The sequence below is a fragment of the Carnimonas bestiolae genome, assembly GCF_051251145.1.
In the GTDB taxonomy this organism is placed as follows: Bacteria; Pseudomonadota; Gammaproteobacteria; order Pseudomonadales; family Halomonadaceae; genus Carnimonas; species Carnimonas bestiolae.
Genome location: NZ_JBPCZK010000001.1, coordinates 694,706 through 715,856 on the forward strand (window position 1 = coordinate 694,706; position 21,151 = coordinate 715,856).

Annotated in this window: 19 protein-coding genes and 1 tRNA gene; 13 read left to right on the forward strand and 7 right to left on the reverse strand. The window is 56.5% G+C overall.

All coding sequences use genetic code 11. From position 1 onward, the window contains the following. Positions 1 to 91: 91 nt before the first annotated feature. The 5 genes from R84865_RS03250 (at position 92) to R84865_RS03270 (ending at position 6,871) form a co-directional block, all read left to right on the forward strand. The gene (locus tag R84865_RS03250) at positions 92 to 769 is read left to right on the forward strand and encodes a 50S ribosomal protein L25/general stress protein Ctc (RefSeq protein ID WP_435638816.1); all 678 of its coding nucleotides are present in this window, start codon (positions 92 to 94) and stop codon (positions 767 to 769) included. 281 nt (positions 770 to 1,050) lie between these two features. Further along, positions 1,051 to 1,641 carry an aminoacyl-tRNA hydrolase gene (gene pth / locus R84865_RS03255; protein ID WP_435636766.1) on the forward strand — a complete coding sequence of 197 codons (591 nt, stop codon included), beginning with the start codon at positions 1,051 to 1,053 and terminating at the stop codon, positions 1,639 to 1,641. Positions 1,642 to 1,741: 100 nt separating this feature from the next. Further along, positions 1,742 to 2,836 carry a redox-regulated ATPase YchF gene (gene ychF, locus R84865_RS03260; protein ID WP_435636765.1) on the forward strand — a complete coding sequence of 365 codons (1,095 nt, stop codon included), beginning with the start codon at positions 1,742 to 1,744 and terminating at the stop codon, positions 2,834 to 2,836. 548 nt (positions 2,837 to 3,384) lie between these two features. After that, the gene (locus R84865_RS03265; protein WP_435638817.1) at positions 3,385 to 4,989 is read left to right on the forward strand and encodes an inorganic phosphate transporter; all 1,605 of its coding nucleotides are present in this window, start codon (positions 3,385 to 3,387) and stop codon (positions 4,987 to 4,989) included. Positions 4,990 to 5,272: 283 nt separating this feature from the next. Continuing rightward, positions 5,273 to 6,871, forward strand: a complete 1,599-nt coding sequence (locus R84865_RS03270) for an inorganic phosphate transporter (RefSeq protein WP_435638818.1) — start codon at positions 5,273 to 5,275, stop codon at positions 6,869 to 6,871. Positions 6,872 to 7,076: 205 nt separating this feature from the next. On the opposite strand, the gene R84865_RS03275 is transcribed toward R84865_RS03270, so the two are convergent. Further along, on the reverse strand, positions 7,077 to 7,652 hold the full coding sequence (locus R84865_RS03275; RefSeq protein WP_435638819.1) for a DedA family protein: 576 nt from the start codon (positions 7,650 to 7,652) through the stop codon (positions 7,077 to 7,079). A gap of 137 nt (positions 7,653 to 7,789) precedes the next feature. Here R84865_RS03275 and R84865_RS03280 point away from each other — a divergent pair. After that, positions 7,790 to 7,866: transfer RNA gene (locus R84865_RS03280), tRNA-Met, on the forward strand. A 301-nt stretch (positions 7,867 to 8,167) separates the two neighbouring features. Here the strand turns inward: R84865_RS03280 and R84865_RS03285 are convergent. Beyond that, entirely contained in the window at positions 8,168 to 9,463 is a 1,296-nt protein-coding gene (locus R84865_RS03285; RefSeq protein WP_435632296.1) for a M18 family aminopeptidase, read from the reverse strand. 548 nt (positions 9,464 to 10,011) lie between these two features. Here R84865_RS03285 and R84865_RS03290 point away from each other — a divergent pair. Beyond that, positions 10,012 to 12,045 carry a carboxy terminal-processing peptidase gene (locus tag R84865_RS03290; RefSeq protein ID WP_435638820.1) on the forward strand — a complete coding sequence of 678 codons (2,034 nt, stop codon included), beginning with the start codon at positions 10,012 to 10,014 and terminating at the stop codon, positions 12,043 to 12,045. A 563-nt stretch (positions 12,046 to 12,608) separates the two neighbouring features. Here R84865_RS03290 and R84865_RS03295 read toward each other — a convergent pair. Next, on the reverse strand, positions 12,609 to 12,818 hold the full coding sequence (locus tag R84865_RS03295; protein WP_435632298.1) for a hypothetical protein: 210 nt from the start codon (positions 12,816 to 12,818) through the stop codon (positions 12,609 to 12,611). 450 nt (positions 12,819 to 13,268) lie between these two features. On the opposite strand from R84865_RS03295, the gene R84865_RS03300 reads away from it, so the two are divergent. From R84865_RS03300 to R84865_RS03315, 4 genes are all read left to right on the forward strand, one after another. Continuing rightward, a complete protein-coding gene (locus R84865_RS03300) occupies positions 13,269 to 13,928 on the forward strand; it encodes a nucleoside/nucleotide kinase family protein (protein ID WP_435632299.1) in 660 nt (219 codons plus the stop codon). A gap of 194 nt (positions 13,929 to 14,122) precedes the next feature. Then, a complete protein-coding gene (locus tag R84865_RS03305) occupies positions 14,123 to 14,374 on the forward strand; it encodes a GlsB/YeaQ/YmgE family stress response membrane protein (RefSeq protein WP_435632300.1) in 252 nt (83 codons plus the stop codon). A gap of 486 nt (positions 14,375 to 14,860) precedes the next feature. Then, the gene (locus R84865_RS03310; RefSeq protein ID WP_435632301.1) at positions 14,861 to 15,241 is read left to right on the forward strand and encodes a histone-like nucleoid-structuring protein, MvaT/MvaU family; all 381 of its coding nucleotides are present in this window, start codon (positions 14,861 to 14,863) and stop codon (positions 15,239 to 15,241) included. Between the two features lie 524 nt (positions 15,242 to 15,765). Next, positions 15,766 to 16,422: an OmpW/AlkL family protein gene (locus R84865_RS03315; protein ID WP_435632302.1), complete on the forward strand. Its 657-nt coding sequence runs from the start codon at positions 15,766 to 15,768 to the stop codon at positions 16,420 to 16,422. Between the two features lie 160 nt (positions 16,423 to 16,582). Here the strand turns inward: R84865_RS03315 and R84865_RS03320 are convergent, their stop codons facing one another. Beyond that, positions 16,583 to 16,933 carry a YqcC family protein gene (locus R84865_RS03320; protein ID WP_435632303.1) on the reverse strand — a complete coding sequence of 117 codons (351 nt, stop codon included), beginning with the start codon at positions 16,931 to 16,933 and terminating at the stop codon, positions 16,583 to 16,585. 330 nt (positions 16,934 to 17,263) lie between these two features. On the opposite strand from R84865_RS03320, the gene R84865_RS03325 reads away from it, so the two are divergent. Continuing rightward, positions 17,264 to 18,283 (forward strand): DUF3549 family protein, encoded by a 1,020-nt coding sequence (locus R84865_RS03325; protein ID WP_435638821.1) that lies wholly within the window; start codon positions 17,264 to 17,266, stop codon positions 18,281 to 18,283. Positions 18,284 to 18,332: 49 nt separating this feature from the next. On the opposite strand, the gene R84865_RS03330 is transcribed toward R84865_RS03325, so the two are convergent. After that, on the reverse strand, positions 18,333 to 19,028 hold the full coding sequence (locus R84865_RS03330) for a SanA/YdcF family protein (protein WP_435638822.1): 696 nt from the start codon (positions 19,026 to 19,028) through the stop codon (positions 18,333 to 18,335). A 118-nt stretch (positions 19,029 to 19,146) separates the two neighbouring features. Here R84865_RS03330 and R84865_RS03335 point away from each other — a divergent pair, with 118 nt between their 5' ends. Next, on the forward strand, positions 19,147 to 19,275 hold the full coding sequence (locus R84865_RS03335) for a hypothetical protein (RefSeq protein WP_435638823.1): 129 nt from the start codon (positions 19,147 to 19,149) through the stop codon (positions 19,273 to 19,275). A gap of 19 nt (positions 19,276 to 19,294) precedes the next feature. On the opposite strand, the gene sufT is transcribed toward R84865_RS03335, so the two are convergent. Both sufT and R84865_RS03345 read right to left on the reverse strand, forming a co-directional pair. Further along, positions 19,295 to 19,861 carry a putative Fe-S cluster assembly protein SufT gene (sufT, locus tag R84865_RS03340; protein WP_435636754.1) on the reverse strand — a complete coding sequence of 189 codons (567 nt, stop codon included), beginning with the start codon at positions 19,859 to 19,861 and terminating at the stop codon, positions 19,295 to 19,297. 1 nt (position 19,862) lies between these two features. Continuing rightward, positions 19,863 to 21,140 carry an aminotransferase class V-fold PLP-dependent enzyme gene (locus R84865_RS03345; protein ID WP_435638824.1) on the reverse strand — a complete coding sequence of 426 codons (1,278 nt, stop codon included), beginning with the start codon at positions 21,138 to 21,140 and terminating at the stop codon, positions 19,863 to 19,865. Positions 21,141 to 21,151 lie beyond the last annotated feature (11 nt).

The window sequence follows — 21,151 nt, forward strand, 5'->3', positions numbered from 1 at the left end:
TGCGAAACGGGTGCGTTCTGGTCGCGGATTGCCCCGAACTACTTCGCATTACTTACTTGAGCATCGTGAAGATGCGCATAAAGGATACATCATGAAGCACGACTATACTCTTACTGCTGTTGTGCGCACGGACCTGGGGAAAGGTGCGAGCCGCCGCCTGCGCCGTGCGAACGAGCGTGTTGCTGCCATCGTTTATGGCGGTACCGCTGAGCCGCTGCCGATCGCTATCGACAAGACAGCACTGTACAAGGCTATCGAAGAAGATGGCTTTTACTCTTCGGTTATCAACATCAAGGTAGAAGGTGGCAAAACCGAGCAGGTTATCGTTCGCGATCTGCAGCGTCACCCCTACAAGCCGTTGGTTAACCACGCTGACTTCCAGCGTATCAACGCTAATGAAGAGATCACGCTGAACGTCCAGCTACACTTCAACAACGCTGAAGAAGCTAAAGGCGTTAAAGAAGACGGCGGTATTCTCAACGTGCTGTACAACGAAGTTGAAATCAGCGCGCTGCCGAAAAACCTGCCTGAGTATCTCGAACTCGACGTGGCTGAGCTGGGTCTGGGCGAAACACTTCACCTGTCCAACATCGCGACACCTGAAGGCGTTACCCTTACCGCGCTGGCCAATGCCGAAGAAGGCGACGAAGACGCTGATCTGGCAGTGGTGACCATTTCTCAGCCGGCCGCTGAAGAGCCGGAAGAAGACGAAGCTGAAGAAGGCGGCGACGAAGCTCCTTCTGAAGGCGAAGAAAAACCCGAAGAATAATTCGGCGCTTTCTTGCATCGACACCCCCAAGTGCCTCTGGCGCTTGGGGGTGTTGTTTTTTGGGCAAAAGGATATGCGCTGCCCGCCGCTATACAGCCCACCGCCGCGCAACGAGCATCCGCCTGCCCACCCCGAGTGGCGAGAATCGCCTTAAAATAGTCGGCTACTCACTGTAAACTGCGCACTGCCATTGAACACGGTCGGCAACCACCGTCAGGTTTCTCTACCGGTAGCGCCGCTTTTTTCCGCGCGCACGCTCAATCCGCCAACAGGTAATCGCCATGCCCTTAACTCCCGCCAAGGCCGTGATCGGTCTCGCTAATCCTGGTAACGAATATGCCGAGACCCGTCATAATGCCGGCGCCTGGTTCGTCGAGCTGCTGGCACGGCGTGCGGGCACTACCCTACGCCCGGAACGGAAATTCAATGGCGATTACGCCAAAATCAATGTAGGCGGGCACGATGTCCATCTGCTGATTCCTGCCACCTACATGAACCACAGCGGCAAGGCGGTGGCACCGCTGGCGCAGTTTTTCAAACTGCCGCCTGAGGCGCTGCTGGTCGCTCACGATGAGCTGGATATCGCGCCCGGCACCGCTCGCTTCAAATTCAGCGGCGGTCACGGAGGGCACAATGGCTTGCGCGATATCATCGCGGCGCTGGGCAACAGTCGTGATTTCCACCGCCTGCGCGTCGGTATCGGGCACCCCGGCGAAGCGTCGAAAGTGGTGAACTACGTATTGGGACGTCCCGGCAAAGGTGAGCGCACTGCCATCGATCACGCCATCGATGCGGCCGCTGATGAACTCCCGCTCACCCTTGAGGGCGACTGGGAGCGCGCCATGCAGCGCCTTCATTCGCAAACGTTCTAGCCAATGGGGGTGCGCGTTTCCTCCCCTCCCCCAACCTCGTGTAGAATGCACGCGATATACTCGTGACCTTTTTGCTAACCCTTATATTCCAGGATGATCCATGGGCTTTAACTGCGGCATTGTCGGACTGCCCAACGTCGGCAAGTCCACGCTTTTCAACGCGCTGACCAAATCCGGCATTGATGCTGAAAACTTCCCGTTTTGCACCATTGAGCCGAACACCGGCGTTGTGCCGATGCCCGACCCACGCCTCGATGCGCTGGCGAAAATCGTGTCACCGCAGCGCACCGTGCCGACCACCATGGAGTTTGTCGATATTGCCGGGCTAGTCGCGGGCGCGTCGAAAGGCGAAGGCCTCGGCAACCAGTTTCTCGCCAATATTCGCGAAACCGACGCAATTGCGCATGTGGTGCGCTGCTTCGACGACGACAACGTGATTCACGTGGCGAACAAGGTCGATCCGCGCGGCGATATCGAAACCATTAATATCGAGCTGGCGCTGGCCGATCTCGACAGCGTTGAGCGCGGTATCCAGCGCCTGGCACGTGTCGTCAAAAGCGGCGACAAGGAAGCGATTGCGATCAAGGCCATTCTTGAGAAGATTCAGCCGCACCTCGCTGAAGGTCAGCCGCTGCGCTCATTCCCGCTCAGCGACGACGATCGCGCACTGCTCAAGGGCTACAACTTCCTGACCCTGAAGCCGACCATGTACATCGCCAACGTTGATGAAACCGGCTTCGAGAACAACCCTTATCTCGATATCGTCAATGCGATTGCCGCCGAAGAAGGTGCAGGCGTGGTAGCGGTGTGCAATAAGCTCGAAGCCGAAATCGCTGAGCTCGACGACGGCGAAGAGAAGGACATGTTCCTCGAAGAGATGGGCATGAGCGAACCCGGCCTTGATCGCGTCATTCGCGCCGGTTACCAGCTACTAGGGCTGGAAACCTACTTTACCGCTGGCGTTCAGGAAGTACGCGCCTGGACCGTGCGCGTCGGCTCTACCGCTCCGCAGGCCGCTGGTGTTATCCACACCGATTTCGAAAAAGGCTTCATTCGCGCCGAAGTGATCGGCTATGACGACTTCATTGCGCACAACGGTGAGCAAGGTGCCAAGGATGCTGGCAAGTGGCGCCTCGAAGGTAAAAGCTACATCGTTCAGGACGGCGATGTCGTGCACTTCAGGTTTAATGTGTAACTTCAGCAGCTTTTCCGCGCTCTAGCCGCTCTACCGCCCCCGCACTTTAGCGGGGGCGTGCTTTTTAGGGGGCCTGATCACGCGAATAGCCGTACTGTGTTTTCCCATCCTTTTTTGGATCGCTAGCGCTGCCAAGACCGCTACAGGCGACCGAGTCATCGGCTCGCCACTTCTGCCTACTTTCGCTCCGCTCGATCTGTCATTGCCCTCGCAGCCCGCCATCACCCTTAGCAGCCAGCGCTTACCGCTGCTTGCCATGACCGCACGCGACTATCGTTGCTCCTGGCCCACACCGAACTCGGGCTGCCCATCACGTCTGCTAACCTGCTATCTCCTCTATAACCAGCGTATGCCAAGGCTGTCACCATCCTCCACGGCCCCCGCCATCGCTCGCGGCAATCTTTCTTAGCGCGTTTAAACGCCGCCACTTCGACAGTATGAAAAGCATCACCCACTTTCTTTGCAAATGTCACGAAAGGGTCACACGAACTTCCTACCCTCTGCGTGTCGCCTAACCGTGTCCACTTGTAATAGAGGTCGCTCTTCCGATGAGCTCATCGACAAGCAACGAATACAGCTTGCCCACCACTACCAGTCCACTTAACGTACCCGCATCGGCAAACCGCTGGTTTATTCCGCTGTTTGCGCTGGTGGTAATCGGTGGTCTTTTCTATGTGTTCCATTCACTGGCTCTCGATCTTGAAAGCGCGAGAGCAGTGCCATGGCTAATGCTTGGATTAGCGCTGTTGATTGCGCTGGGATTTGAGTTCGTCAACGGCTTCCACGATACCGCCAATGCGGTTGCCACTGTCATCTATACCCGCTCGCTACCCGCTCAGGCGGCAGTGCTGTGGTCGGGCGTGTTCAACTTCCTTGGCGTACTGGCATCGTCTGGCGCGGTCGCCTACGGCATTGTGGCGCTGCTGCCGGTCGAGCTGATTATGGAAGTAGGTTCGTCGGCGGGACTGGCAATGGTCTTCTCGCTGCTGCTTGCCGCGATTATCTGGAACATTGGCACCTGGTACTTCGGTCTCCCGAACTCCAGCTCGCATACCCTGATCGGTTCGATCATGGGCGTGGGGCTTGCCAATCAGTTTCTGGCACCAGCGGGCGCAGCAGCCAGCGGCGTCGATTGGAGTCAGGCCTACAAGATTGGTTTGGCACTGCTGGTGTCGCCGCTAATCGGCTTCATCGGTGCAGCAGTACTGCTGGTGCTGATGAAAACCGTGATCCGCAGCAAAGACCTGATGAAGTCGCCAGAGGGCAACAAACCGCCGCCCACCATGATTCGCGGGCTGCTAATTCTGACCTGCACCGGCGTTAGCTTTGCTCACGGCTCCAACGACGGTCAGAAGGGCATGGGCCTGATCATGCTGATCCTGATCGGATTGGTACCTACCGCCTTCGCGCTCAACCGTACCCCTGGCCCTGATTATATGGAAGCCTTCCAAAGCGCCTCCAGCCAGTTCGAACAAACCCTCAACCGCTATGCAGGCAGCGCCGCGCCGGCTGATGACGTCCGCGAAGAAGTGGTACATGCCATTGAAACTCACCAATGGACACCTGCCACTACCGCTTCACTGGCGCAGTTTGTTGGCAACACTCGCAGCGAAATCGAACATTTCGACTCGCTGTCACAGGTCCCTAACGGACTGGTGACCAACCTGCGCAACGATATCTATCTGTCGGGCCAAGCGGCAGCACTGATGCCGGAACAGTCTGGTCTTTCCATCAATGATAGCGATCGTCAGGTGCTCAAAAATTTTGAAGGTCAGGTCAACACCGCTACTCAGTTTATCCCTGACTGGGTGAAGGTAGCGGTTGCTCTGGCGCTAGGGCTTGGCACCATGGTGGGCTGGAAACGCATCGTCCGCACAGTAGGCGAGCGCATCGGAAAAACCCACATGACTTACGGTCAAGGCGCTTCCGCTGAACTGATTACCATGGCCACCATTGGTGCTGCCGATCACCTTGGCTTACCGGCCTCTACCACCCACGTGCTCTCTTCTGGCGTAGCGGGATCGATGACCGCTAATGGCTCGGGCCTACAGTGGTCAACCATTCGCAACATGATCATGGCCTGGGTGCTCACCCTGCCCGCCTCCATTGCGATTGCCTTCGTGCTGTATGTCGCCATGCGCGCCGTACTCTAAGCACACTACGGCAAGCCCCTAACCCGCGACCTGTTCGCGGGTTTTTGCGTATTTGTACCAGCCAAAGAAGCATCCAATGCGTTTCGCACTGCACCAAAATGTGCAATCCCTTTGCCTCCTCACCACACTCGCCGCATAATAACGCCGCCGGATTCGCCGGATATTCTCCTGCGGCCGTTGGCGCGCTATTTCCACGGCGTCATCTCGCTGTCACAATGTTGTCATGTGAAGGTAATAATCTTGCCCCGGCACTCCCCCTTCCTAAGCGTGAACGAGAAATTTTATGTCCATGCCTGAACCTGGCAAACACGACACCCCCTCCGCATCAGGGCCACTTTCCAGCCGTTCCAATCGATGGGCCATGCCGGTATTCCTATTGGTGCTGCTGGTCGGATTTGGCTATGTCTTCTACGCGTTGGGCGGTCGCTTGGAAGGCGTTCCTGCGGTGCCATGGGTATTGCTGACGGCGGCGCTGCTATTGGCCTTTGTGTTCGAATTTGCCAACGGCTTTCACGATACCGCCAATGCCGTCGCCACAGTCATTTATACGCGCTCGATGTCGCCTCAGTTGGCGGTGTTATGGTCAGGGCTTTTCAATTTCGCTGGCGCATTGATGGCATCGGGGGCCGTCGCTTACGGCATCATTGCGCTGCTGCCGGTAGAGCTCATCACCCAGGCAGGCTCTTCTACCGGTCTGGCGATGGTCTTCGCGCTGCTACTGGCCGCCATCGGCTGGAACCTCGGCACCTGGTCGCTGGGCATTCCCAATTCCAGCTCGCACACCCTGATTGGTTCCATTCTGGGAGTGGGGTTAGCCAATCGCTTCCTCGAACCCAGTGCTTCGATTGCCAGCGGCATCGATTGGGGGCAGGCAGAGAAGATCGGCCTTACGCTGCTGGTGTCGCCGCTGATCGGCTTTATTGGCGCAGCGGTGCTGCTGTTAGTCATGAAGAAGCTGATCCGCAGCAAGACCCTGAGTGAGCGCGCCTCCGAAGGCTCCAAACCGCCGCTGTGGATTCGCTCGCTGCTGATTCTTACCTGTACCGGCGTCAGCTTTGCTCACGGCTCCAACGATGGTCAGAAAGGCATGGGGCTAATCATGCTGATTTTGGTTGGGCTGGTGCCTACCGCGTTTGCCTTGAATCAAAGCGGCAATACCAGTCAGATGACCAGCTTCCGCACCGCCTCCACCCAGCTCGAGCACATGCTTGAACAGCACGCGCAGCGCTTGCCTGAAGGCGTCGATCACACCGCTGAGGTAACGGAGGCGGTCAAGCAGCATCAGTTGCGACCACTCACCACTGCTGCTTTGGCAGACTACCTGAGCACCATTAGCGCAGATACGGCGGGCTATCGCACCTTCGCTGATGTGCCGAGCAATGAAGTCAGCCAGCTACGCAACAATATTTACATCACCGGTCAGGCGCTCAAGCTGATCGAAGATAGCCCGCAGGTCCAGCTCAGCAAGAGTGATCAGCAGGTCGCGGCTCACTATCATCGAGCGGTCAAGGCAGCCACTGAATACATTCCGCTGTGGGTGAAGGTCGCCGTGGCACTGGCGCTGGGACTAGGCACCATGATCGGCTGGAAACGCGTAGTGGTGACCGTCGGTGAAAAAATTGGCCGGAGCGGTCTCGATTATGGTCAAGGGGTGGCTGCCCAGGCGGTGACAATGGGCACGATCCTGTTCGCCGACAAGCTGGGTATGCCCGCCTCGACCACGCACGTGCTCTCTTCAGGGATCGCGGGCACCATGGCCGCCGAAGGCTCTGGGCTGCAGTGGAGCACCATTCGCAACATGATTCTGGCATGGGTACTCACCCTGCCGGCGACCATGATTCTAGCGTTCGTGCTGTTTATTGGGCTGGAAAAACTGTTCTAATGCCCCGCAACGACAAAGGGCGATACCCATGGTATCGCCCCCTGATAAGCCCACCTTCCACGGTGGGCTTATTGTTTTTGTCGCTGCCAACCTTGCGCAAGCCTACCCCAGTCGCTGTAGCGGCTGCGCCAGGTTTGCGCACGGAAGGGGCATTCCGGCACAGCCTGCAAATTCACTGCATGCTGCCTCTCTGCGCTCTCCGTTGCTAATCCCCCGAGTGTTGCTGATCGTGCCGACGCTTCAGCCACCATCTGACCAGTAGCGCTACCACGATCAGCAGTGGAATCAGCCATAGCAGATGTCCTTCGATACTCCCCAGGTAGTGCGTAAATACAGAACCGAATAGGTAGCCGCCGCCTACCAGCAGAGTGGCCCATACGATAGCGCCTAGCAGGTTGAACAGCACAAAGGTGGCAATTGTTACATGGCTAGCACCAATCACTACCGGCCCGATAAGGCGCAGTCCGTAGAGAAACCGAACGCCAAAGATAGCCAGGTATTGATGACGATGAATGGACGCCTGCATCCGTTCAATATGCGCGGTTTTGTTACCGCCAAAACGCTGGATTGCACGCACTCCGTAGCGATGTCCCACCAGAAACAGCAGGATATCGCCGAGCGCGCCCCCGGCCGCCGCAGCCACAATGGCCCAGACAAGATCCAGCCACTGCCGGTGGGCGGCAATGCCACCAAGAATAGTGACGGTTTCGCCTTCCAGCATGCTGCCAAGAAACAGCGCAAGATAACCGTAATGGTGAATGAGGTCCGCGATATTGGGCATGATTGCGTCACATTAGAGAGCACGATGAAATTAAGAAAGGCAGAGCATAGAGCAAGATAGCGGCGGACACATGGATTTTTTGGCTGCATCTGTTGACCTTTTCCAGCCACATCAGTAAGATGCGCTCCCAATGAAAAGGCTACGTAGCTCAGCTGGTTAGAGCACATCACTCATAATGATGGGGTCCCCTGTTCAAATCAGGGCGTAGCCACCAAATTCCAAACGCCCCGCGTATTATCCAATACGCGGGGCGTTTTTTGTTCTATCAACCACGACGCAACGTCACCCCTCAGGCATTTCCTGAACGTCTGGATGGCGACACCCACGCCGCCCGATCGAAAGCGCCATGTGATCCGGGCCTTGCCATCAGCACACGAGGAGCAAAGCCACGCCCGCCCCACGCGCTCTAAAAGCCCTTACCGCTAGCAACGCATCCTCTAGCGTCGAACCACCCCATCGCTCTGACGCGAGAGGCGCACCTAACCTTCTGATCGGGTGCTTCCGCGGTTTAGACGTTAGAAATGGCTATTGCAGAATGCCGTCAGTGCTTTGATCAGATAAGCAGGATCGGCACTGCCGGCGGTTTCGCGAATCGAATGCATCGCCCACTGAGGCAGTCCGATATCCAGGGTCGGAATCCCCAACTGGGTGGCGGTAATCGGGCCAATGGTGCTACCGCAGCCCATGTCGGCACGCGTCACAAAGGTTTGCACCGGCACCTCATGCTCGGCGCATAATGCACGAAACAACGCCGCCGTGGCGCTGCTGGTGGCGTAGCGCTGGTTGGCATTGACCTTGATAACCGGACCACCGTTGAGCTTGGGGCCGTGCCCAGCGTCGTGTTTATCGGCGAAGTTGGGATGCAGAGCGTGCGCATTGTCGCAAGAAATCAGGCTGGAGCGTTGAATCAAACGGATACGTCCCTGCTCTCCGCCTTCCCCCACGGTTTCATTCAAACGCGCCAACACGTCGGCCAAAAAGGTCCCCTGCGCCCCGCTAATACTAGCGCTGCCCACTTCCTCATGGTCGTTGGCTACCAGCATCGCCCCTTCGGAACCATCGGCCGCGAGCAACGCCTCAAGACCGCAGAAGCACGACAGCAGATTATCCAGCCGTGCACTGGCGTACAGCTCGCCCTCAAGGCCGATCAGCGCGGGCGGCTGGCAGTCATAAAGCCCAAGCTCGAAGTCGAGCACCTCGCCATCGACTGCGCCATGCTGTGATTCGATCAGCCGCTTGATCAATGCCTCGCTGCTTTCTCCTGCCCCCGACTCGATCGAGGCCAGCACCGCCGACATTTCGGTTTGCGCATTCAGCGCTCGCCCGCGGTTAGCCTCGCGGTCCATATGAATGGCCAGATTAGGAATAACCGCCACTGGGCGCGCTGAATCGATCAACAGCGAGCTGATCTTGCCGTTGTGGCGAAGCTGTACGCGACCGGCCAGGCCCAAATCACGGTCGAACCAGGGCGACAGCAAGGCGCCGCCGTATACTTCGACGCTTAACTGACGCCAATCGCGTGAAGAAATCAGCGGCTGGGGCTTAAGGCGTAACTGAGGAGAGTCGGTATGGGCGCCGATCAAACGCAGCGAAGTAAGCGGCTGTTGCGGCAGCCTGAAGGCAATCAGCGCACCGTCGCCACGGATGGCATAATAGCTTCCGCCCGCTGCCAACGACCATTGCTCGGTTTCTTCGAGCGCCTGAAAGCCGTTTTCCTCCAATCGCTTAGCCATGTTTTCCACCGCGTGCCACGGCGTCGGCGACGCTTTTAAAAAGGCGAACAAGCGCTGTAAAAGGGCTGACTCAGGCATAACACATCCTTCTGAATATGGTAGAAAACATCAAGGCACGATGATAAAAAGACACTAACAGCAGCACGCTGCTCTCTAGGATAACGCGCCTTTGTATAATCATTAGGCAACAGTCATTTATCCACGGCAACAACCAACTAACCTGATCGGGCATTACCCGCTTTTGCCATACTACTGCTACACTGGGATTCTAATTGATCAGCGCAATAGTGCGGGATTGCAGGTCACCATCAACGCGGAATACCTTATATCGCCACACGCACGCCCTGATCACGGTGCCAATGCTCACGCCCTATAGGCCCGCCGGATGAATGCGCGCCTCAACCATCGTTGTAACGGCAGTGCTGTTACATCCAACAACCTGATAGTGCCGTTCCAACGCCAAGCGTTGCTGATGAGCAGATACGGCGTCATTTGATCAACGTCAATTCTTCACTACGCTGAATCTCGCTCTAGCGTGTGTACTCGAAACCGGGAGTCTGTCTTTGATGAGGCCATTAATTGTTACCACTCGCACACTGGCCCTCACTGTTTGTGCAACCATTGCAATGCCCTCTCTGGCAGCCATTACACCCACCGGCGACGACGCTCAAGCGTCCCGAGAAGTCACCCAATCGATTCGCATAGGTCATTACGAGACCGTGAATTTCGATCAAGCATGGTCAAAGAAGGCCTATGATCGCCTGCTCGATATGCTCGATCCGCAGCATCTTTATCTTTTGCAGTCGGACATTGATGAATTCAGCGGCCTGCGCACTTCCTTCGGCGACGATGTTACCAAGGGCAACCTGACCCGCTCTTACGCGTTTTATAACCGTTTCCAAGAGCGTTTGGAGCATCGCCTTGAGTGGTTGATCGACACGCTGAAAAAGACCGAGCATTTCGACTTTTCAAGCGATCAAACGCTGTCACTCGACAAGGAAGTAGCCGACTGGCAGCAGGATAATAAAGCGCTCGATGCGGTGTGGCAGAAACGCCTCACCAACGCCGCGCTGGTCCAGCAGATTACCGAGCCTAAAACGAGCGAGCAGAAGATTCGCGATCGGTTAGTGAAGCGCTATGAAGAGCAGCTCAAGCGTATTCGCCAAACCAAGTCTGAAGACGTGCTCAGCCTGATTATGGGCGCAGAAACCAGCTCTATCGATCCGCACACCGAATACATGTCGCCCGACGAAAGCGAGTCGTTCGATATCATGATGCGTCTATCGCTGGAAGGCATTGGCGCAACGCTTCAGGCCCAGGACGAATACGTTAAGGTCGCGCAGCTGGTACCAGGCGGCCCGGCCGATCGCAGCGGCAAGCTGCACACCGCCGACAAGATTATTGCCGTGGGTCAGGGTGAAAACGGCGAGATGAAGAGCGTGGTGGGCATGCGCCTTGATGACGTGGTCAAGATGATTCGCGGCAAGAAAGGATCGGTAGTGCGCTTGCAGTACATTCCTGCCCGCGCCGTTGATGCCACCCAAACGCGCACCGTGACCATCACCCGCGACAAGGTCAAGCTTGAGGATCAGGCCGCTAAAAGCAAGGTTGTCGAAGTAAAACGCGACGGTCATACGCAGCGTATCGGTGTTATTACCGTGCCAGCGTTCTATCTGGATTTCGCCGCCTACCAGTCGGGCGAGAAGAATTACCGCAGCTCTACCCGCGACGTGGCTGACTTGATCGATAAGCTGAAAAAACAGCATATCGACGGCCTGATTCTTGACCTACGTGGCAATGGCGGCGGCGCGCTGCAGGAAGCCAACGCGATGGTCGGCCTGTTTGTTGATCGCGGCCCGACGGTGCAAGTACGTGACGCCGAAGGCCGCATTAACCTATTCGGCGATACCTCGCCCGGTCAGGCATGGTATGGGCCAATGGCGGTGATGGTGAATCGCCTCTCGGCCTCTGCATCGGAAATTTTTGCTGGCGCCATCCAGGACTACGGCCGTGGCCTGGTACTGGGAACGCGTACCTTCGGCAAAGGCACGGTACAAACGCTCACAGATCTTAGCCATGGCGAAATGCGCATGACGCGTGCCAAGTTCTACCGAATTTCGGGGGAAAGCACCCAGGAGCGCGGCGTTGCACCCGACATCGGCTATCCGAGCGTTTACGACGAGAAGGATATCGGTGAAAGCGCCCTGCCCAATGCTCTGCCCTGGGACACGGTACGACCGGTTGAGTACTTCAGCTACGGAGATCCGGCCAAGAGCGTGCCGGCGCTGCTGGAACAGCATAAGAAGCGCATCAAGGAGGAGCCCAACTTCCGCTTCCTGACTCAGGAAGCCAAGCTGCTTGCCAAGCTGCGCGAAGAAAACACCACCGTTAGCCTGAATCTCGACAAGCGTCGTGCCGAGCGCAAAGTGCAGGACGAAGAGCAGCTCAAGCTCGAGAATGAGCGGCGCAAGGCACTCGATATGGAGCCGCTGAAAAGTTGGGCAGATAGCGAAGACGACGAGGATAGCTCACTGTCCAGTGAGAAGGATTCACCGTTGTCGCAGGCTGAAACTCAGGAAAGCGCAGAGATACTGGCCGACTATGCAAATCTGCTTAACAAGGAAGCAGACAGCGCCCGCGGAGCCGGCGACAGCCAGTAACCTGAATGCGCATGGTGAATTAGCGACGCAACACTGGACGCAAAAAGAAAAAGAGAAGCCGATCAACGGCTTCTCTTTTTTGTGGCACCTACGCCACTCGTTCATCCCGTCAAACAGCGCGCGCTCCCCTTCCCAACGCACTAGGACGCACACTTGCGATTCAGCGCGAGAGTAGAGAGTGAATTCTATCGGCTGCCACGCCGCGAGGTAGGGGTAGCAGCCTGCTGGCTGTTGTACCGTAAGGATATGACGCGGCCACCGCTGGCTGCACCATGAGGAATGGCGCGGCCGCCTGCTAAGTCGCACGCGATAAGGATAGAAGGCACAAACCAGCGGGGGCACCGCGAGGGTATGACGCGGCAGTCTGCTGCACCGCAGGAGGCAGCAGACTGATAGCGACACCTTGCGCAGCATTATTGCACCAGCGTGCGGACGCACCGCGAATCAATGTCGTCCGCTGATGGAGCCCTACCCAAGACGAAAAGCCTGGGGAGCGTTTTGAACGCGTGCTGAAACACCGCCAACGTTATATTACTGCGTTGACGGTACTATTATTAAAACTATCAGGCTATTTCAGCGGTCTGGCGTTCTTGCATGGATAGTGCAATTTCTACTACATCCAATGCGGAAATACTAAATTCTTCCACTAAATCATTTAACCGCGACACAAACTTCTGGTCGCGCGAGGAAGAGTCGATACCACGCAACATCTCCCCCAATTGAGCCTCTAGCGCCCACTTTTCCTTAATTGACAAGCTACTATCGCGAGCCATGACATTCCTTCCAGAGAAATAACACTTACCGACATAAGACACGGGAACATGCCTTTATTAACATTATTTTCACATTATACTGGATTGAACATTAATAACGTGACATAACCGCTTTTAAGCCTTTCCTGCTTTTCCGCTTTCTGATATGGCAATGCGCCTGATTGTTATCTTCAAACGTTATTCAACGCGCACCTTGCACCGCTCCGGTGAGAAGCGATATACGGCTAATTAGAGCAGGAAAGCTCCGACGCAGCCCATGAACCTCACATAAAGACGTTGTACTGCCAACTATGCTGCCCATGAAAGGAGAGATATTTCAATATCTGCGACGGCGGTAACCGCAATACTAACATACGCGTATCGAAGACGTATAGATCACCAAAGGCGAACTAACCCACTTTCCAGCGCAGTGTTACAGTGCCCGCATCGCCGATTCAGCACGAGTAACCCATGTCAATTGAAACGCCTTCCGCTCAATTTCACGCTAATCTTCTGACGTCACTGATACGTCGCATTGAACAGCGCCATACGCCAGGCACACGAAGCATCATCGGGTTGGTTGGTGCTCCCGGGGCGGGAAAATCCACCTTGGTTGAAGCGCTGTTGGCGCGCCTTCCGCACAAGGCCGCGGTACTGCCGATGGATGGCTTTCATCTGGCCAACTGCCAATTGGAAAGGTTATCCCGCGCCGACCGTAAAGGGGCTCCCGACACCTTCGATGCATACGGTTATGTCGCATTGCTCGAGCGCCTGCGTCCGGCTTATCAGCACCACTGCATCTACGCGCCCTCCTTCGAGCGACGCATTGAGGAGCCCATCGCCGGGGCTATTGCGATTGAAGCAGACGTTGAACTGGTAATTACCGAAGGCAACTACCTGCTGTTAGATAGCCATGGCTGGGAGAATGCCAGCGCGCAGCTTAACGAGTGCTGGTACCTGGAAATAGATGACACCCAGCGCCGCGAGCAACTTATTGCGCGTCACCAACATTTCGGCCGTTCACGTGAGGCAGCCATCGCTTGGGCTGAACATACCGATGAGCCTAATGCGCGCTTGATCGCTGCATGCAAGGCGCGCGCCGACCATATAGTACAGCTGACGCGAGAGTAATTAACACGACCTGCTTATCAAGCGTCTGCCCCCTCAGAGTGATAATGCTAACCTTAGTACAATGCATTACTCGCCTTATAGAGGCTAGATGAGATATCTTCACGGTAGTGACACGAAAAATGTACTAGTATAAGCCCTGAGGTGGCGGTCCAGCCTTCACCATCATCCAAGATCACTATGCAAGGACAGCAGCTATGAACATTATTTCCTGGATTATCTTCGGTCTTATCGCCGGCATTATTGCTAAATGGATCATGCCCGGCAAAGATGGCGGTGGTTTCATCCTAACCGTCATTCTCGGTATCGTGGGTGCTGTAGTCGGCGGCTGGATAGCTGACTTGATCGGCCTTGGCGGACACGTCGACGGCTTCAACTTCTCAAGCTTCGTCGTCGCTATCGTTGGCGCCATCATCGTGCTTTGGATTTACCGCAAGGTAGCCAAATAACGGTTCGTCAGCACCGTTCCCTACAAAGGCCCCGCCACGGCGGGGCCTTTGTTTTCTGCTCATATACGCTGTCTTTATTAATTAATAGCTATTCTCCATGCCCTTTCACACCGCTTGACATGGCGTTAGCATAACTATTGAGCTGACATGACAGCACTGATGCCAAGAAGTTCGAAGCGCCTTTAAAAACAACGCAAGGTTACGCGCTTTGTTGTTAACCTTCATACTTGGTTATGCTTACTATTAAGAAATACTGATGTATTATTGCGTCGCATCCTGCTTTGGCAAATGAGTGTGCATGTCGTTTTTCAGTGCGCTCGCCGCCATAATCGTATGATATTGTATATGTGACAACAGCAGCTTGCCTTGAAGTACTCGCTAATATCGACGTTTCCATCAAATATTATTTCCTTCCAATATTAACTTCTGCTAGCATTGCCCAGACATAAAGTACGAAATTAACCGACTTTTCAAAGGGTGAAGCCAATGGCCGTTCTTAGCGACTATTTGAAGATGGAAAAAGAGCTGGAAGAACTCCAGGCTCGTCTTAAGGCAATGGAATCGAATGAGAGTTTCAAGAATGAACTCGAATTCAAAAGCAAGTTGGAAGCGCTGCTCGAACAGTATGGTAAAAAACCGTCTGACGTTATCGACATTCTCGATCCGCAGGGCAGCCTGAACCGCGCCACCAAGGCCACCGGCAACAGCGGTCAGGGCACGCGTCGCAAGCGCAAGCTGAAGGTATACAAGAACCCGCATACTGGCGATGTCATCGAGACACGCGGCGGCAATCACAAAGAATTGAAAGCCTGGAAAGAGCAGCACGGTTCCGATACCGTCGAAGGCTGGCTGGTCGACAATCAGTAATTGTTTTCGATCGCTATAACAGAACGCCAACCTTAACGGTTGGCGTTTTTTATGCCTTCCTATCGCATGCCTAGTTTGCCGAACAAGCATTATCGAGTTGTTTAGCGTACCGGCCTAAACAGGTATTGGACACGCTGAAAGCTCCCCCAGACGACAACCCACCCTGCATTCCTATCGGTTGCGCATCCTATATCCCAAACGGTTACCAACCTTGGCGTCCCGAACGGCTGCCAACCCTGCCCTTCTGAACGATTCCTCGTGAACGACGATCGGCCCTGCCCCCCAACCAAATGCCCACCCTTCCATTCCAAACAGCTACCGCCCCTGCTACCGAACGATGCTGCCCTACGTCTTTAGTCTAGTGCGTCACACTGCCGCATAGAATAAAAACCCTGTATTTAGTATGGTTATGTCGCCATCAGGGCATGAACGTACTGCCCTCCTGATAAAGGGAAAGCCTGCCGAGTATTCCGAACAGATGCTCGCTGCTATGGGTCAAGGGTAACAATAACGGGAACCAAACGATGAAACTGAAACTTATCGGGCTGGCGGTAGCGGCAGCCGCTACTGCGTTCACATCGACCAGCGCCATGGCTTACGGCGGCGGCGATTTCTGGGTGCGCGGCGGACTTGCCTTTGTACGCCCCACCGGTGGCCACACCAACCTTAATGGTGATCTGAGCGGTGCGCGTGTCGAAAAAGTACAAAACGATCACGGTTTTGCCTTCACACTGGGCTATCGCTTCACCGACCAGTTCGGTATGGAGTTGCTGGCCGCGCCAGAAAGCTTCAAGCACGACTTCAACGTCAAATCAGGCAGCACCAAAGCTGCCTCAGGTAGCGTACACGTTCTGCCGCCTACCCTTACTGCCCAATATTATCCGCTCGGCGGCACTTCATCACAGGTACAGCCTTATGTGGGTGCGGGTCTCGCCTATGCACGCTACTCCAGCGAACATATCAACAACGGTCTTGATATCCACATGGGCAATGCATGGGGCTGGGCGGCTCAGGCAGGCGTTGACTACATGCTGACCGATAACCTCGGCGTTAACGCGGCGGTATGGTACATCGAGTCCGATCCCAATACGCGCGTCTCCCAAAATGGCCAAACGCTGTCGAGCAAGCGCCTCGACGTCAATCCGGTGGTGGTCATGACCGGCCTCACCTGGCGCTTCTAACACGCTGTCGCCGGATAATGTGCCTCGCTTATAGAGCGAGGCATTTTTTTATCCACAGCGCCAAGAATGACTGCTCTACTCCCTACCCGCCTTCAGCCGCTGAAAGCCTTGCTCTATCAATCGTCACACTCGCTGCTCTGCCGCCATGCAGTGCAGCCACTTAGTGCAGCGGTGGTGCATTGGGGTCGGTACCCGAAATCAGCGCGTCTATCTCTTGCAGCGTTTGCACTACCGGTACCCGTGCGCCTTCGCTCAACTGCGGCAGGTACACCTGTGCAGCGGGAGCAATAATGCTGGACGCTGGCAACGGCTGACCTTCACTGAGCATCACGCGCAGGCGCGCAATAAACACATAGCGCAGCCACTGGGGCAGCGACATGGTATCGAGCGAAAACGGTTCGCGGCTGGCGAAGGCTTCCGGGGTTGGCACCTCTTGCCGCCAGATGCCGGCAGCACGCATCGCGGCTTCGAGCCGTGTCAGCGCTTCACTTAACTCTGTGCGTTGAGACATTGGATATCCACACCCTTCAAACTCAATATAACGGTGGCAGATGGCACCACCACCCTGATGGGAGCCGCACTATAGGGAGGCCGCAGCCTAAATTCAATCCATCCAGCGGCCGCCTGGTCTGTCACACAACATTCACAGAATAACTGGATGGAGCTGTGGACAACATTGGGATAGTTCATGCCAGCCTTATCACCGCAAGGGTTCGCACTGAGCGTATAAAAACTGATCAACCCGCACGATTGCCTTCCCCTTACGCACACGGCACACTGCACGCCTAATCACGCTGTAACATTAGCGCGCCCCACACTTTCATCGCCAATCGTTTATCCCATGACAGCTTTGCACACACTTAGTGACTTCTTCGACCAGGCCCAGCTTGATGCTTATTACTTCACCATGGGGCGACGCGTTGCGCCGCTGAGCGCAGCGCGTTTTCGCGATTTCGAAGAAGAGAAGATCGCCTGGGAAGTGCCGTTCAACGGCCATGCGCGCTTCGCGGTGGTGCTTAAAGCGCCGCAGCAGGCACCGCGTGATGCTGCCGTGTGGTGCTTGTCGCTACCGCTTGATGAACTCGGCAAGCTCGATCCACAGGCGCGTGACGGTTTGCTCAGACGCCTTGCCGAGCAGGTCGGTGAGCGTCCCGCGGGCGAAGCGTTGCAAGACCCGCTGAAAGACAATCCACTCGCGTTCAAGCCCGACGACTTCGCGCGTGCAGCGCTCCATGCCTACGCGGCACAGGCGTTGCAGCTTGAGGAAAAAGGCAAGGCAGGCAGCGCTCGCGCCTATTTTACCCGGCCCACCGCCGCGCACGATTGGCAACAGCTCGATTATCAAAGCGTCGCTGATATGTGCGCGACCAAGGATGCTGAGCTTGAGAAGACGCTGGCAGCGCAGCTATCGGCGCTGCCAGCCGCGCCGCTGATCGCTTTGTGCCGCATGCTGGAGCATTTTCCGGCAACCGATGAAGGGCTACTGAGTGCGCTTGAGCAGCGTGCCGCCAATGATCCTGAGCATGCCGGTGACTGCTGGCGTGCCATCGTGTCGAGCCATCATCCCGCGGCTGCCGAGAGGGTCGAACAGCTACTCGGCAAGCCGCTTACCGCCGAGCAATTGGCAATGATCAGTGCGCGCGGCTGGCATTGGCTTGAACACGAACAGCGTCTCGAACACTACCTGACGGCTCTGGCTCAACAGCCTGATATCGATGTCGCCGCCTGCATACGCGATATTGCTCAGCTTCCACGCCTGCGACTGCTGGTGTTAATGGCACTGCGCAACGCGGGGGAAGATTCGCAGATCAAGCGCCGTCTGGTCACCGATATGCAGGGCGCTCAACAGCAGAAGGCTTGATTCAGTCGCAAAGAACGCGGTGAGCGCCGGCAATCGGCAGCGTTAGCGATTAATCCGCCGGCTCTTCCGCTGACAGTTTGAGCGGTTCGGGCTCGCCGAGAATACGCGGCTTGCGGCCCAGCAGATGCACATCCATCACGGTTAGCGCACGTGCCGCCAGCTCACGGTTGTTAACGTAGGTATCGCTACCCGACTGTTGCCCCCACGCAGCACACCCATAGGCGTTCAACCCTTTAGCACGCGCGATAAAAAGCGCTCGCGGCAAGTGCCAATCCTGGGTAATCAGCACCACTTTCTGCAGACCGAAAATCTTCTTCGCCCGCACCACGGTGTCGAAGGTGCTCAGGCCCGCGTAATCAAGCGTTAATGCGCTGCGCGGCACATGGCGCTGCTGCAGATCGCGCCACATTGCAATCGGCTCGTTATAGTGAATCGAGCGGTTATCACCTGACAGCAGTAGATGCGACACCCGCCCGCTGCGATACAGCTCGGCGGCGGTGTCGAGCCGCGCAGCGTAATACGGATTAGGCGAGCCATCACGCATGCGGAAGGAAGTACCAAACACCACCCCAACGTCGGCCACCGGACACATCGCACTATCGGTGTAGATACGGTCTCGCGTGTCGTACCACACCCATAAGTTGGCGGCAGCAAAGCCAGCGCCCGCCAACAGGGTAAGCGCTAGCCCTGCCGCGATTGTCCATCCGGCAATTTTGACTGCCATGCGCAGCGGCGCTGATTTCATCGATAGATCACCCGAGCATGTCTGGAATGCTAATTGCGAGCGCTAGCATGCACCAAGCGATAGGCAGCACGCAACGCAGCGCACTGCGCTGAGGCAGTAAAACGATTCGGGAAGCGCCGTGCACACGACAAAAAAACACCGCAACATCGCGGTTGGCGGTTGGCGGTTGGCGGTTGGCGGTTGGCGGTTGGCGGTTGGCGGTTGGCGGGCGGCGGGCGGCGGGCATCATTGGATACCCGCAGAGTGAAACTTAGCCAACGGCGCGGCTAGAACATGCCCAGTTCGAGCTTGGCTTCGTCGCTCATCATCTCGCGCGACCACGGCGGGTTGAACACAATCTCGACGTGCACCTTCGATACCTGGGAGGCGCCCATGATCTTATGCTTGGCGTCGGCGGCAATCACATCGCCCATACCGCATCCTGGCGCGGTGAGCGTCATGCGTACCGTGATCATCTTTTCACCACTGATCAGGGATTCGACACGCACGCTGTACACCAGCCCCAGCTCGACAATATTGACGGGAATTTCCGGATCGAAGCAGGTTCGCAGGCAATCCCATGCGAACTGCTCAAGCTCTGCGTCACTGGCTCCTTCGGGTAAGGTAGCCGCCGCCACAGGCTCCAGCCCAATCGCATCGAGCTGATCACCCTCGATCAGATACAGCCGCCCCTCGTAGCCAACGCTCACCGAGTTACCGCGCGCCTGCATCACCTGCACCTCGGCATCTTCCGGCAGCTCGACCACCTTGCCAAACGGCACCGAAATAACGTTTACCGCGCGCTGAAGCGGTAGGTTCTGGCCTTTGTAAAGGCGTTCTTCAACGCTACTCATATTAATCTCTCACCATCCCGACAACGCGCCTTAGCGCATCACCGAAGGTGGCCACTTCTTCCAGGGTATTGTAGGGCGCCACCGACGCGCGGCAGCTGGCCTCGAGTCCGTAGGATGCCAATAGCGGCTGCGCGCAGTGGTGGCCGGTACGAATGGCAACGCCAAACTGATCGATCAGCAGGCCGATGTCCTGCGAGTGCACACCGTCGATCACGAAGGAAACGACGCCGGTCTTGCCGGGCGCAGTACCGATGATGCGTGCGCCTTCAATGCTATTAACCTCGGCCTCTACCGCCGCAGTCAGCTGGCGCTCCCACGCCTCCATGGCGGCAAAAGGCAACGCCTCAAACCATTCCAGCGCAGCGCCAAAGGCCACCGCTTCCGCAATAGCCGGGGTGCCGGCTTCAAACTTGTGCGGCGGCGCGGCAAAGGTAGTGGTGCCGTCCAGTTTGACCAACTGAATCATTTCACCACCGCCTTGCCATGGCGGCATCGCCTCAAGCAGCTCTAGGCGCGCGTACAGCGCACCGATGCCGGTAGGGCCATACACCTTATGCGCCGACATGGCGTAGAAGTCGACGTCGAGCGCCTGCACATCGACCTGCGCATGCGGCAAGCCCTGCGCGCCATCCACCAGCACCTTGGCACCGTGCGCATGCGCCAACTCAGTAATCTGCTGGATGGGATTGATAGTGCCGAGCACGTTCGAGACGTGATTGACACACACCAGCCGAGTACGCTCGCTCAACAGCGCCTGGTAAGCCTCAATGTCGAGCTCGCCGGATTCGGTGACCGGAATCACCTTGACCACCACGCCGCGCTCAGCCGCCAGCAACTGCCACGGCACAATGTTGGAGTGATGCTCCATCATCGAAATGATGACTTCATCGCCCTGCTCAAGGAAGGCCCGACCGTAGCTTTGCGCCACCAGATTGATCGCCTCGGTGGTACCACGGGTGAACACGATCTCGCGCTTGTCGCTGGCATTAATATGGCGCTGCACGCACTCGCGCGCGCCCTCAAAGGCAGCGGTCGCCTCATCGGCAAGGCTGTGCAGGCCGCGATGAATATTGGCGTTATAGCGGTGATAATAGTTATCGAGCGCATCGATGACCGCCTGCGGCGTTTGGCTGGTCGCGGCATTGTCGAAATAGATCAGCGGCCGATCGTCATTAACCTTGCGCGCCAGGATAGGAAATTGCGCACGCAGCGCCTCGACGTCGAACGTGGCCTGAGTACCCTGTGAAGGTGTCTGATCAGTGGCTTCGGGTTGCATCATGGTTCCTCACC